Origin of the sequence: Microbacterium sp. (assembly GCF_040394595.1) — a bacterium.
Lineage (GTDB): Bacteria > Actinomycetota > Actinomycetes > Actinomycetales > Microbacteriaceae > Microbacterium.
Window position 1 is genome coordinate 1 of sequence record NZ_JBEBSA010000029.1, and the last position, 12552, is coordinate 12552.

Annotated in this window: 12 protein-coding genes; 8 read left to right on the forward strand and 4 right to left on the reverse strand. The window is 70.9% G+C overall.

What is annotated here, in order from left to right; all coding sequences use genetic code 11:
* Positions 1–162: 162 nt before the first annotated feature.
* The 3 genes from ABWO84_RS15575 to ABWO84_RS15585 all read right to left on the reverse strand — a co-directional run bounded on the left by ABWO84_RS15575 (position 163) and on the right by ABWO84_RS15585 (position 2822).
* Entirely contained in the window at positions 163–792 is a 630-nt protein-coding gene (locus ABWO84_RS15575; protein ID WP_353116208.1) for a PadR family transcriptional regulator, read from the reverse strand.
* On the reverse strand, positions 789–1631 hold the full coding sequence (locus tag ABWO84_RS15580) for a DUF4097 family beta strand repeat-containing protein (protein WP_353116210.1): 843 nt from the start codon (positions 1629–1631) through the stop codon (positions 789–791). The genes ABWO84_RS15575 and ABWO84_RS15580 overlap by 4 nt, the downstream gene beginning before the upstream one ends.
* Positions 1632–1781: 150 nt before the next feature.
* Positions 1782–2822 carry a hypothetical protein gene (locus ABWO84_RS15585; RefSeq protein ID WP_353116212.1) on the reverse strand — a complete coding sequence of 347 codons (1041 nt, stop codon included), beginning with the start codon at positions 2820–2822 and terminating at the stop codon, positions 1782–1784.
* 176 nt (positions 2823–2998) lie between these two features.
* Here ABWO84_RS15585 and ABWO84_RS15590 point away from each other — a divergent pair, with 176 nt between their 5' ends.
* Together ABWO84_RS15590 and ABWO84_RS15595 are read left to right on the forward strand one after the other, a co-directional pair.
* Complete coding sequence (locus ABWO84_RS15590) at positions 2999–3787, forward strand: MerR family transcriptional regulator (protein WP_353116214.1); 789 nt, start codon at positions 2999–3001, stop codon at positions 3785–3787.
* Positions 3788–3872: 85 nt separating this feature from the next.
* Complete coding sequence (locus ABWO84_RS15595) at positions 3873–5249, forward strand: flavin monoamine oxidase family protein (protein WP_353116216.1); 1377 nt, start codon at positions 3873–3875, stop codon at positions 5247–5249.
* Here ABWO84_RS15595 and ABWO84_RS15600 read toward each other — a convergent pair.
* Positions 5222–5932 (reverse strand): Pr6Pr family membrane protein, encoded by a 711-nt coding sequence (locus tag ABWO84_RS15600; RefSeq protein ID WP_353116230.1) that lies wholly within the window; start codon positions 5930–5932, stop codon positions 5222–5224. The genes ABWO84_RS15595 and ABWO84_RS15600 overlap by 28 nt on opposite strands.
* Positions 5933–6232: 300 nt before the next feature.
* On the opposite strand from ABWO84_RS15600, the gene tdh reads away from it, so the two are divergent.
* From tdh to ABWO84_RS15630, 6 genes are all read left to right on the forward strand, one after another.
* Positions 6233–7276, forward strand: coding sequence for an L-threonine 3-dehydrogenase (tdh, locus tag ABWO84_RS15605; protein WP_353116218.1), 1044 nt, complete (start codon positions 6233–6235; stop codon positions 7274–7276).
* A gap of 1 nt (position 7277) precedes the next feature.
* Positions 7278–8462, forward strand: a complete 1185-nt coding sequence (locus ABWO84_RS15610; RefSeq protein WP_353116220.1) for a glycine C-acetyltransferase — start codon at positions 7278–7280, stop codon at positions 8460–8462.
* 34 nt (positions 8463–8496) lie between these two features.
* Positions 8497–8868, forward strand: coding sequence for a fluoride efflux transporter FluC (locus ABWO84_RS15615; RefSeq protein ID WP_353116222.1), 372 nt, complete (start codon positions 8497–8499; stop codon positions 8866–8868).
* Positions 8865–9224 carry a fluoride efflux transporter FluC gene (locus tag ABWO84_RS15620; RefSeq protein ID WP_353116224.1) on the forward strand — a complete coding sequence of 120 codons (360 nt, stop codon included), beginning with the start codon at positions 8865–8867 and terminating at the stop codon, positions 9222–9224. The genes ABWO84_RS15615 and ABWO84_RS15620 overlap by 4 nt, the downstream gene beginning before the upstream one ends.
* An 87-nt stretch (positions 9225–9311) precedes the next feature.
* The gene (locus tag ABWO84_RS15625) at positions 9312–9893 is read left to right on the forward strand and encodes a TetR/AcrR family transcriptional regulator (RefSeq protein WP_353116226.1); all 582 of its coding nucleotides are present in this window, start codon (positions 9312–9314) and stop codon (positions 9891–9893) included.
* A 15-nt stretch (positions 9894–9908) separates the two neighbouring features.
* A partial coding sequence (locus tag ABWO84_RS15630) for an efflux RND transporter permease subunit (protein ID WP_353116228.1) occupies positions 9909–12552 on the forward strand: 2644 nt, incomplete at its 3' end.

A 12552-nucleotide genomic window follows, 5' to 3' on the forward strand; every position in this document is an offset into this window, starting at 1 on the left:
TCCCGGTGCGATCCCGTCCTCCCGGTGCGTGGCGGGCGCGGTTTCGGCACCGGGTCGGCGGCAGGGCGCAGGGAGGTCGGGCGGGCGCGGGGCGGACTCGATCCGGCGGCACGAGGAGGGCCCCGGCGCGCGGGATGCGCACCGGGGCCCTCTCACCGCGGCTCAGTGGTCGAACGAGCCGAGCGCCTGGGTCACCGCGCGTGCGGCCCCGTCCATCGCGTCCTCGAGCTCGGTGACGACCGACATCGGAAGGCTGCCGCCCCGGGCGACGTGCGTCCGCAGATCGCTGCGCACGCGGGCGCGGAACGAGCTGATCGAGGCGTCCGCCCGCTGCAGGTTCTCGCGGCTCGCGATGCGGTCGTCCGTCATGGGCGTCGCCTTCACCCGGGCCTTCGCCGAGGTGCGCTCGTCGTGTGCGGCGGTGGCGAGATCGGCCCGGAGGCTCTTCATCGCCTCCTGCACGCTCTGCCGCACCTCGCTGGCGATCAGCCGCACGGAGTCGGCGAGTCCCGACTCGATCCCGGCCAGGTCGTCCTCGCGGGCCGCGAGCTCGGCGCGTCCGGCATCCGTGATCGAGTAGATCGTGGTCCGGCCGTCGACCGTCTTGCTGACGAGCCCCTCCTCCTCGAGCTTCGCGAGGCGGGGGTAGATCGTCCCGGCGCTCGGCGTGTAGGTGCCGCCGGTGCGATCGGTGAGCGCCTGGATGATGCCGTAGCCGTGCTGCGGCGCCTCGGCGAGCAGTGACAGCAGGTAGAGCCGCAGGTCGCCGTGGGAGAAGACCGCGGGGCTCATGCCTCCTCCCACTCCGGGTCGTCCGCGACGGTCGTGAGCGGTCGGCGCAGCACGGTGATGTTGCCGGACACGGAGTTGGCCCGCACGTCGACGAAGCTGCCGGCGAGCTCCCCGGCCGAGCCGGAGTAGTTGCTCGGGCCGCTGGTCGAGCGCTCGATCCCGTCGATCAGCAGGCGGCCGCTCATCGAGCGCACCACGTAGTTCGCGGGGAGCGTCTCGTCGAGGCGGATGGTGGAGGATCCCGCGACCGTGTTCAGGGCGATCGTGTTCACGTCTCCCGTGGCGTCCACCAGAGCGGCGCCGGAGACGGTGTCGATGGTGGCCTTGCGCACGGCACCGGTCACCGCGACGTCTCCGGAGACGCTGTTGGCGGAGAGCGTGCCCGTGAGCTCGCGGATCTGCACGTCGCCGGACACCGAGTTGACCGACAGGTCGCCGATCAGGGTGTCGACGATGATCTCGCCGGAGACGGTGTTGAGGCGGGCGTCGTTGCGGATGCCCGAGACGAGGGCGCCGGCGCTGACGACGCCGAGCGTGAGGGCGATCGAGCGGGGGACGGCGATGCTGACCTCGGCCTTGGGTCCTCCCGAGCCGAAGTTGCGGAACACCTCGAGGAAGTTGTCCCAGCCCAGCTGCGGGTGGTCGATCTCGACCTGCGTGCCGTCGGACTCGATCCTGAGGTCCTTGATGGTGACGCCGTGCACCTCGATGCGGATGCCGGGTTCGTCGTGCGCGACGATGTCCACCTGGCCGCCGACCAGTCCGACCTTGAGCCGGGATGCCGACGCGATGTCGATGACGCGTTCCTCGCCCGGGGCGATGAGCCACTTCTCGGTCATGTCTGTCTCTCCTGATGTGAAGTCGCGATATCGAGATATATCGCGTGTTTCGAGGATAACACGATATATCTCGAGTCTGTCAAGAGCGGATCCCGGGAAGATGCCGAGAAGGCGCCCTGTCGATGACGGGACGCCCTCTCGGAACGGGTCTCAGGCCGGAGCGTTCGTGGCGTTGTTGGCGTCGTTGCGGTCGCCGCCGCTCGACGTCAGGTTCACGGAGCCGCCTGCGTAGACGTGCTCGCGCGACGCGGTGTCGACCGACACGTCGAGCCCGATCACGAGCTGCTTTCCGGCCGGGATCGCGGTGTTCACGTCCACGTGGAATCCGTTCTTGAGGTCGCCCGTCGGGGTGCCGATCGACGAGAGCACGTCGGCGCCGTCGAGGGTCGCGCTGGTGACGGAGACGGCCATGTAGACACCGGTGAAGGTGTTCGACGGGGTGCTCGTGAGCAGGCTCGTGGGACCCCAGATGTTGAACCCCTGCCCGCTGGGCACCTCACCCGGGGCCACGGCGGTCAGCGTGACGGTCTGCGGGACGGCGACGGTGAACGGAGACGACGGAGCGCCGGTCTGCGGGACGGTCGCGGTGCCCCAGGTCGCGGTGACGCCCTCATCGAACGCGTCCGTGTACACCGCGGTGCTGGTGACGGAGTTGTCGGCCTGGTTCGGGTCGGTCGTCCCGGCCGGAGCCTGGAGGGTGAGGACGTAGGGCTCGGCGTCGGCGACCCAGGTGTCGGTGTTCCAGGTGCCGAAGACCGGCTCGACCGTGACCGAGGCGCCGTTCGCGGGGATCTCGACCGGCACCGTGAAGGTGGCGGTGGTGCGGTTGCCCGACGTGGTGGTGCTCCCGGCGACCGCGGGCTGGCCTCCCACGGTCACGGCGAGACCGCCGACGAGGCGGGAGTCGAACACCGCGATGAGGGTGGAGCCCACCGGGGCAGGTGTCGCGCCGGCGGCCGAAGCGGAGAAGGCTCCCGGGAAGGCGAGCGTGTACCGGGTCACGCCATCGGGACTGAACGCGCTGAGGGAGTCGCCGAACGGCTGTGCCTCGAGCTTCAGGTCGATCGTCGTGCTCGCGGCGGCGAACGGGGTCGCCACCGCCATCGCCACGACGGGGGCCGACCAGGCGGTGGCCTTCAGGACGGTGCGGCGGGCGACGCCGCCGGGCGGGTTCTCGAGCGTTTCACGCATGGTGAGTGGTTTCCTCCGGTTGTCGTCCGAGGGCGGGGAGAGGTCCTCGGCGGCCTGCACAGCGGGCCGCGTCGATCATAGTCGAGCCGGACGAATCGGAGGATTGCGATGGCAAGCGCTTGACATTGACGCAACGTCAACTTCTAGCGTGGAGTCATCGACGGAAGGAGGATGCCATGGACTGGTCCATCCAGGAGATCGCCCGGCTCGCGGGCACGACCAGCAGGACGCTGCGCCACTATGACGACATCGGCCTGCTGACCCCCTCGCGCATCGCGGCGAACGGCTACCGGCACTACGACGAGGCCGCACTCGTGCGGCTGCAGCGGATTCTGCTGCTGCGCGAACTCGGGCTCGGTCTGCCGCAGATCGCCGAGGTGCTCTCGCGCCCGGCGGGTGCGGGGGATCGAGGCGCCGAGGCATCCGCGCTCGAGACGCACCTGGGACTGCTGAGGCAGGAGCAGGAGCGCCTCGGACGGCAGATCGCCTCCGTCGAGACCACCATCACGGCATTGAAAGGAGGGGAGGACCTCATGGCGGACAAGATGTTCGACGGGTTCGACCACACGCAGTACAAGGACGAGGTCGAGGAGCGCTGGGGGGAGAAGGCCTACGCTGACGGCGACCGCTGGTGGCGCGGTATGACCGACCAGCAGCGGGACGCCTGGAAGCAGCGCGTCGCCGACCTGAACCGCGACTGGATCGCGGTCGCGGAGAGCGGCGCCGACCCCGCGTCCGATGAGGCGCAGGAACTCGCCCGCCGTCACGTCGAGTGGCTGACGGAGGTGCCGGGCGCGCCCGCCGCCGTCCCCGGCGGCGACGTGAAGGCCTACGTCACCGGACTCGGCGAGATGTACGTCGCCGACCCCCGTTTCGGGGCGAACTACGCCACGGCGGAGGGCGGCTCGCGGGGTGCGGAGTTCGTCCGCGATGCACTGCGGGTCTACGCGGCGGCGCGGCTCTGATCCGGCCTCCGGCCCCCTCGACGGGCGTCGCCCTCCTCCCGGAGAGCGGCGCCCGTCGTCGCGGGCGGGATAGTCTGGCTGCACGATGAGCATCACGCGACGCACTCTGCTCGTCGGCGCCGGGACGGGCGCCGTCGCGGTGCTGCTCGCCGCATGCACCCCCGAGCCCCAGCCCACGCCGTCGTCCTCGTCGCCCGCTCCGCGACCCTCGATCGATCCGGGCGGGGTTCCCGCGCCGAAGACGATGCTGCGCAGCACCTGGTCCACGGACTCGTACGCCTACGGCGCGACGAGCTATCTGCCCTCAGGGGCGACGCCTCAGCACCGCGAGGCGCTCAACGAGCCCGTCGCCGACCGCGTGTTCATGGCCGGCGAAGCACTCGACGCGGCGCGCCCCGGCACCGTCGTCGGCGCGCTGGAGTCGGGGCGCCGCGCGGCGATCACGGTGCGCGACCTCGCCTCCTCGGGTGAGCGGATCGCCGTGGTCGGCGCGGGGATCGCCGGCGCGACCGCCGCCCGTGTGCTGGCCGATGCCGGCCATCGTGTGACCATCCTCGAGGCCCGCGACCGGACGGGGGGACGTCTGCAGACGGTCTCCGGCGACGACTGGCCGGTGCCGGCTCAGCTCGGCGCCTGGCTCTCCGCCCCGGAGGATCCGGCGTCGCTCGCCGCGAAGCTCACGGCGGCCGGCGTGGAGGAGATCGCCTTCGGCACGGCGACCGGGCAGGCGGAGAGCGGGCCGACGAAGAGCGTCGACGGGTCCTCTCTGCAGAAGGCCGTCGACGCCGCGAAGAGGCTCCCGGCCGACGTCTCCGTCGCCGAGGCGCTGAAGGCGTCCGGCGCCGCCGAGGACGATCCCGAGGTCGCGGCCGCGCTCGCGTGGCTGGAGGCCGTCTCCGGGGTCGACGCCTCGCGCGCCTCCAGCTGGTATCCGCCGGCGTTCCCCCCGGACGCGCTCAGCGGCGCGAAGGGCGACGTCGGCGCGCTGCTCGACGAGGCGCTGAAGGACCTCAAGGTCACGGTGAGCTCTCCCGTCGTCCGGGTCGCCTACGACGACTCCGGGGTCAGCCTGCGGATGGGCACCGGGGAGTCGCTCTCCTTCGACCGCGTGATCGTCACCGCGCCGCTCGGCGTGCTGCAGCATCAGGGGATCGAGTTCGCTCCGGCCCTGCCCTTCTCGCACCGCGGTGCGATCGCCGCCCTCGGCACGGGCTTCATCGAGACGGTCTGGATGCGGTTCGACAAGGCCTTCTGGCAGGCGGACGCCGAGATCTGGCATGTCGTCGGGGGAGACGGGGCGATCCGCACCTGGCTCAACCTGCAGCCGGCCACCGGCGAACCCGTGCTCGTCGGCATCGTCGGCGGCGCCGCGGCGGAGGCCTTCGCCGCGCTCGACGACTCTTCGGCGCAGGCGGCGGCACGTGGCTCGCTCGCCTACTTCCTGCCCACTGCCGGCTCCTGAGCGATCCGTGGGCGCGCCGTCGCAGGTCCCTTCGGCGGACGCTCCGCCGCGCGCCGCGAGAACACGACGTCCGGGTCGATCCGGCTGAGGGCGACGAGCCCCGACGCGACGAGCGCGAAGATCGCCAGCGCGATGGCGCAGGTGATCACGAGCTCCGGGATCCCGGACACCTGGCGCGGGTCGAGGAAGTAGTAGGGGTACCAGCCGATGATCCCGCCCCGCCAGATGGTGAAGAGGCCCCAGACCACCGGGTAGAGCAGGACGAACGGAACGGTCCACCACGATGCCCGCCCCCGCCCCGGACCGAGCGTCCAGGCGAGGATCGCCCATCCCGGCAGCACGAAGTGCAGCACGATGTCCGACCAGGGGACGGTGATCGGGATGCCCCGGACGCCGGCCTGCCAGACGATCAGCGAGAACGCGAGTCCGGCCGTGATCGTCCAGCTCAGCACGAGGGCACGGGCGGCGGTCAGCCAGGGCGGATCCTCGTCGGCCCGCAGCGCGATCACGCCCGCCACCACCGCGAGGGCCGCGTACGCGATGTTGGACTGGATCGTCAGATAGGCGAAGAAGTTCTCGCCGGAGAGGGTCTGCGGCCCCAGCCCCCACACGAGGCGGTGCGCGAGGGCCGCGACGCACACGGCAGCGGTGAGCAGACGCGACCAGCCGAAGGCCCTTCTCATGCTCACTCGCGTGTCGTCTTCCCGATCCTGCCGGCGGAGTCCCGCCTCTGCCCGAGTCTACGGAACTCGGCGGGCCCCGGGCCGCGGAGGGCCGCGTCTACGCCCGCTCGGCCAATCTGCACGACGTGAATCTGTCCAGGTCTCACATTCTGCTCGCCTTGCGTCGTCCAGACCTGACGATCTGCGACCACTCCGGGTATCCTGGACACGCAGTCTCTGCGCAGCGACGGATCCGCGTTCACACGCCCGCGGCGGACCCCGAACTGGTGGATCGTCACACCGCGGGCAGGTGGAGCAACAGTGAAGGCGCTGTTCAAGCCCGCTCCGGGCGCCGGTTTCGAGTTCGTCGACCGTCCTGAGCCGGAGCCCGGTCCCGCCGACGTCAAGATCCGCGTGCTGCGCACCGGCATCTGCGGCACCGATCTGCACATCCGCAACTGGGACGACTGGGCCGCGTCGAACATCGCGGCGCCGCTGATCGCCGGGCACGAGTTCGTCGGAGAGGTCGTCGAGGTCGGGGCGCTCGTGCACGACGTCGCGGTCGGGGACATCGTCTCGGGCGAGGGGCACATCGTCTGCGGCATGTGCCGCAACTGCCGCGCGGGGCGCCGGCAGATGTGCATCCGCACCCTCGGCCTCGGCCTGCACCGTGACGGCGCGTTCGCGGAGTACGTCGTCATCCCCGGCCAGAACGTGTGGGTGCACCACGCCGATGTCGATCTCGACGTCGCTGCGATCTTCGACCCCTTCGGCAACGCCGTGCACACCGCGCTGGCCTTCTCGGTGGTCGGCGAGGACGTGCTCGTGACCGGATGCGGCCCGATCGGGCTCATGGCGATCGCGGTGGCCCGGCATGTCGGGGCACGGTTCATCGTGGCATCCGACGTCTCGGCAGAACGTCTGGCGCTGGCCGGGAGGATGGGTGCCGACGCCGTCGTCGACGTCTCGGAGGAACGGATCGCCGACGTGCAGCCCCGACTCGGGATGCGGGAGGGCTTCGACGTCGGGTTCGAGATGTCCGGCGCCCCGACCGCGATGCCCGAGATGATCGAGAACATGAACCACGGCGGGCGCATCGCGATGCTGGGCCTGCCGAGCAAGCCCTACGAGGTGGACTGGGGCAAGGTCGTGACGCACATGCTCACGATCAAGGGCATCTACGGCCGGGAGATGTTCGAGACCTGGAACTCGATGTCCGCGATGCTGCAGACCAGCCCCGTGCTGCGCGAGCGGGTGGCCTCGGTCGTCTCCGACCGGCATCCGGCCCGCGACTGGGAACGGGCCTTCGACACCGCCGCCTCCGGGGCGACCGGGAAGATCATCCTCGACTGGACGGAAGTGTGACATGTACGGAACCATCGGAGACCAGCTGCGCGAGGAGCTCGCGGCGATCGACGAGGCCGGCCTCACCAAGAGGGAGCGCGGCATCCGGGGCCCGCAGGCGGCGACGGTCGACGTCGCCGGAGCGGAGGTGCTGAACTTCTGCGCGAACAACTATCTCGGCCTCGCCGACGACCCGCGCATCGTCGCGGCGGCGCACCGCGGCCTGGACGAGTGGGGGTACGGGCTCGCCAGCGTCCGCTTCATCTGCGGCACCCAGGAGCAGCATCTCCAGCTGGAGCGCGCGCTCGCCGACTTCCTGCGCGTCGAGGACGCGATCCTCTTCTCGTCCTGCTTCGACGCCAACGGCGGCGTCTTCGAGACGCTCTTCGGGCCGGAGGACGCGATCATCTCGGATGCCCTCAACCACGCCTCGATCATCGACGGCATCCGGCTCTCGAAGGCGCGCCGGCTGCGGTACGCGAACCGCGACATGGCGGAGCTGGAGGAGCGGCTGAAGGAGAGCTCCGACGCGCGCCGGCGGGTGATCGTCACCGACGGCGTGTTCTCGATGGACGGCTACTACGCGCCCCTGCAGGAGATCTGCGACCTGGCCGAGGAGTACGACGCGCTCGTGTTCGTCGACGACTCGCACGCCGTGGGCTTCGTCGGGGCCGACGGCCGCGGGACGCCGGAACTGTGCGGCGTCGAGGGCCGGGTCGACATCCTCACCGGCACGTTTGGCAAGGCGCTCGGCGGGGCGTCCGGCGGATACGTCGCCGCCCGCCAGGAGATCGTCGACCTGCTGCGTCAGCGCGCCCGCCCGTACCTCTTCTCGAACACCCTCGCCCCCTCGATCGTCGCCGGGACGCTCGAGGCGCTCGCATTGCTGGCGGCCTCCGGCGAGCTCCGAGAGAGGGTGGCGGGCAACGCGCAGCTGTTCCGCACGCTGATGACGGATGCCGGGTTCGACCTCCTCCCCGGCAGCCATCCGATCGTGCCGGTGATGTTCGGAGACGCGGTCATCACGGCGAAGACGGCGGACGCGCTGCAGCGCCACGGGGTCTATGTGACGGCGTTCTCCTTCCCCGTGGTCCCGCGGGGCGAGGCGCGCATCCGCGTGCAGCTGTCCGCGGCACACTCGGAGAGCGACATCCGGGCCTGCGCGGCCGCGTTCATCGCCGCGCGGGACGAGGTCGCCGCCGGCTGACCGGACCGCCGGGGGCTCGGCGTAGAGTGGCGGGGTGATCCTCGCCCGCGCCCTCGTCGTCGCCGCGGGCGGGACGATCGGCGTCGCGGCGCGGATGCTGCTCGGCTTCGTCGTGCCGGATGCGGGCGGGGTGCCCCTCGGCGTGCTGACCGCGAACGTCGCGGGCGCCTTCCTGCTGGGGGTGCTGGCCGCGCGGCTGCCCTCCGGCACCGTGCGGCTCCTCCTCGGCACCGGGGTGCTGGGCGGGTTCACCACCTACAGCGCGCTCGCCGTCGGCTCCGTGGAGCTCTGGACCCGCGCACCGCTGCTGGCGCTCGCCTACGCGGCCGGGAGCATCGTGCTCGGCCTGGCCGCGGTGGCTCTCGGGCTCCGGGTCGCGCGGCCGCGGGCGGAGGGGGAGCGATGACCCCGCTGGTGTTCGTCCTGGCCGCGCTCGCCGGCGGGCTCGGTGCCGCGGTGCGCTACCTCGTCGACCTCGGGATCGCGAAGCTCGCGGGCACCCGGTTCCCCTGGGGCGTGTTCGCGATCAACCTCACCGGGTCGTTCGCGCTCGGCATCGTGGCGGGGATGCTGCCGGGTGTCGCGATCATCGTCGGGACGGGCTTCCTCGGGGGCTACACGACCTTCAGCACGGCGATGCTCGACACGGTCGCCCTGTGGCGCGACGGCGAGCGGAGGGCCTCCGCGTTCAACGCCGCCGGGATGCTCGTGCTCGGCCTGGCGGCGGCCGCCGGCGGCCTCGCGCTCGGCACCGTGCTCTGATCCCGGAGCGAGCGCGGCGGGCTCCCAGGAGATGCCAAGGGGGCGGGATGTACAAACGTACATGTACGCACCGTCCAGGGGAGGGACATGGTCGACGCCGCACGCCGCAGACGCGATCCCGAGGCGCGCCGCCGCGCTATCGTGGGCGCCGCGGCCGAGCTGATCGTCGAGGTCGGGGTCGACGCCATCACCCACCGCATGGTCGCCGCCCGGGCCGACGTCCCGCTCGGCGCCACCACGCAGTACTTCGACACGCTCGACGACCTGCGCGCCGCCGCCCTGAAGACCCTCGTCGCGCAGATCGACGAGCAGATGGCCGAGGTGCGTGCGGTCGTCGCCGAGCACGGGGCGACCCCCGCCGTGCTCGCCCGCATCGTGCACGACGGACTCGCCGACGCCAAGTCGGCGGAGGCCGACCGGGCGGTGGTCACCGCCGCGATCAGCGATCCTCAGCTCCGGGCGCTCGCGCGGCGCTGGTCGTCGCAGCTCGCCGGCTTCTTCGAGGCAGAGCACGGTGACGACCGGGCGCTCGCCGCGGCCGTGTTCATCAACGGGACGATCTGGCAGGCCCACCTCGACGACGCCCCTCTCCCCGCACGCACCATCGAGCTCGCGCTCGCCGGCATCCTCGGCGATCCGCATCCGCAGACCGACAGCACCACCGACTGACCGAGAGACCCGAACATGTCGAAACTCGCCGTCCTCAGCCTGAGGAACCGCGCGCTCATCGCCCTGATCACGATCGTGGCCGCCGTCTTCGGCGGGCTCGCGCTGACGAACCTCAAGCAGGAGCTCATCCCGTCGCTCGAGCTCCCGGCGCTCGTGGTGATGAGCAGCTACCCCGGCGCGTCGCCCGAAGTCGTGGAGAACGACGTCTCGACCCCGGTCGAGCAGGCGATCCAGGGCGTCCCCGGCCTGGAGTCGACCACCGCGACCAGCAACACCAACGCCTCGATCGTGCAGGCGACCTTCGCCTACGGCACGAACCTGGCGACCGCCGAGCAGAAGATGCAGCAGGCGATCAACCGCATCTCCTCGCAGCTGCCGAAGGACGTCACGCCGCAGGTGCTCTCGGTGTCGATCGACGACTTCCCGGTGATCCAGATCGCCGTGACCGGCTTCGACAACGCCACGACGGCGCAGAACGAGCTGCAGAGCGTCGCCCTGCCGAAGCTCGAGGACGTCAAGGGCGTGAACGCCGCCCAGCTCGTCGGCGGCGTCGGGCAGCGGGTCACGATCACGCCCGATCCCGCGAAGCTCGCCGCGCGCCAGGCCGGCACGCAGGCGATCTCGAACGCGCTGCAGCAGAACGGGGTGCTGTTCCCCGGCGGCGACATCACCGAGGGGGATCAGACCTACACGGTGCAGACCGGTTCGAAGATCTCCTCCGCCGAGGAGATCGCGAAGCTGCCGTTGGTCGGGACCGATGCGACGATCGGCGACGTCGCGACGGTGAAGCAGGAGAACGACCCCGTCACATCGATCTCCCGGGTGGACGGCAAGGACGCGCTCTCGATCGCGGTCACGAAGCTGCCGTCGGCGAACACCGTCGAGGTGTCGAAGGGCGTGCTCTCGGCGATCGACGACCTGAAGAAGTCGTTCCCCGACGCGAAGTTCACGGTGATCTTCGACCAGGCCCCGTTCATCGAGCAGTCCATCGAGACGCTCGCCACCGAGGGCCTGCTCGGACTCGCCTTCGCGGTGATCGTCATCCTCGTCTTCCTGTTGTCGATCCGTTCGACGCTGGTGACGGCGATCTCGATCCCGACCTCGGTGCTCATCACGTTCATCGGGCTGCAGGCGTTCGGGTACTCGCTGAACATGCTCACGCTCGGTGCGCTGACGATCGCCATCGGACGCGTCGTCGACGACTCGATCGTCGTCATCGAGAACATCAAACGGCACTACGTCGAGGGCGCGGACAAGGGCGACGCGATCCGGCTCGCGGTGCGCGAGGTGGCGGCGGCGATCACCGCCTCGACCATCACCACGGTCGCCGTGTTCCTGCCGATCGTCTTCGTCGGCGACATGGTCGGCGAGCTGTTCCGGCCGTTCGCCATGACGGTGACCATCGCGATGGTGGCGTCGCTGCTGGTGGCCCTGACCATCGTGCCGGTGCTGGCCTACTGGTTCCTCCGGCCCGGCAAGCCGCTGCTCGACGAGAACGGCCGCCGCATCGACCCCGAAGACCCGGCCGCACCGCCGACCCCGCTCCAGCGCGCCTACCGGCCGATCCTCGGCTGGACGCTGAAGCACTCCGCGATCACGGTGGTCATCGCGGTCGTGGTGCTCGGCGCGACCCTCGCCGCCGCTCCGCTGATGAAGCTGAACTTCCTCGGCGACTCGGGCCAGAACACCATGACCGTCACCCAGGACCTCGGCCAGACCGCAAGCCTGCAGGCCAAGTCCGACGCGGCGAAGAAGGTCGAGGACGCGCTCAAGGACGTCGACGGGATCACGCACGTGCAGGCCTCGATCGGGTCGAGCGGCTCCGCGCTGCGCGATGCGTTCTCGGGCGGCGCCGGCGTGACCTACTCGGTGCAGACCGACAGCGGCGTCGACCAGGAGAAGCTGCGCGCCACGGTGCAGAAGGCGATCGACGGCATCAAGGACGCCGGTGAGATCACCGTCGCCGGCTCGTCCGGGGGCTTCGGATCCAGCGACATCGCGATCACCGTGACGGCGTCCAACGGCGACGACCTGCAGAAGGCGACCGATGCGCTCGTCAAGGACCTGAAGGGCCGCGACGGGATCGGTCAGGTGACCGACAACCTCGCCGCGTCGCTGCCGTACATCGCCGTGACCGTTGACCGTGCCAAGGCGGCGGCCCACGGGCTGTCCGAGGTGGCAGTCGGATCGATCGTGTCGAATGCGATGCGCCCGCAGCAGCTCGGCTCCGTGGAGATCGCCGACACCACGCTGACGGTCTACCTTGCGAACCCGGAGCCGCCGACCACGGTCGCCGCGCTCCGCGATCTGGTCGTCCCGTCGGCCCTCGGCCCGGTACGGCTGAGCGACGTCGCGACGGTCGACCAGAAGGAGGGGCCCACCTCCATCACGACCGAGAAGGGCAAGCGGACAGCGACGGTGACCGTGCCCCCGACCTCCGACAACCTCGCCGAGGCGACAGCCTCCGTGAACGCGTCCATCGCGAAGGTCAAGCTCCCCGCCGGCGCCTCCGCCGAGGTCGGCGGCGTCGCCTCGCAGCAGGCCGACTCGTTCGGGCAGCTGGGCCTGGCGATGCTCGCCGCGATCCTCATCGTCTACGTGGTCATGGTCGCGACCTTCAAGTCGCTGCGCCAGCCGCTGCTGCTGCTCGTCTCGGTGC

Coding starts and splice junctions, on each gene's coding strand:
- ABWO84_RS15575 (WP_353116208.1), bottom strand. CDS start 792: ATGAGCCCCGCGGTCTTCTCCCACGGCGACCTGCGGCTCTACCTGCTG.
- ABWO84_RS15580 (WP_353116210.1), bottom strand. CDS start 1,631: ATGACCGAGAAGTGGCTCATCGCCCCGGGCGAGGAACGCGTCATCGAC.
- ABWO84_RS15585 (WP_353116212.1), bottom strand. CDS start 2,822: ATGCGTGAAACGCTCGAGAACCCGCCCGGCGGCGTCGCCCGCCGCACC.
- ABWO84_RS15590 (WP_353116214.1), top strand. CDS start 2,999: ATGGACTGGTCCATCCAGGAGATCGCCCGGCTCGCGGGCACGACCAGC.
- ABWO84_RS15595 (WP_353116216.1), top strand. CDS start 3,873: ATGAGCATCACGCGACGCACTCTGCTCGTCGGCGCCGGGACGGGCGCC.
- ABWO84_RS15600 (WP_353116230.1), bottom strand. CDS start 5,932: ATGAGAAGGGCCTTCGGCTGGTCGCGTCTGCTCACCGCTGCCGTGTGC.
- ABWO84_RS15610 (WP_353116220.1), top strand. CDS start 7,278: ATGTACGGAACCATCGGAGACCAGCTGCGCGAGGAGCTCGCGGCGATC.
- ABWO84_RS15620 (WP_353116224.1), top strand. CDS start 8,865: ATGACCCCGCTGGTGTTCGTCCTGGCCGCGCTCGCCGGCGGGCTCGGT.
- ABWO84_RS15625 (WP_353116226.1), top strand. CDS start 9,312: ATGGTCGACGCCGCACGCCGCAGACGCGATCCCGAGGCGCGCCGCCGC.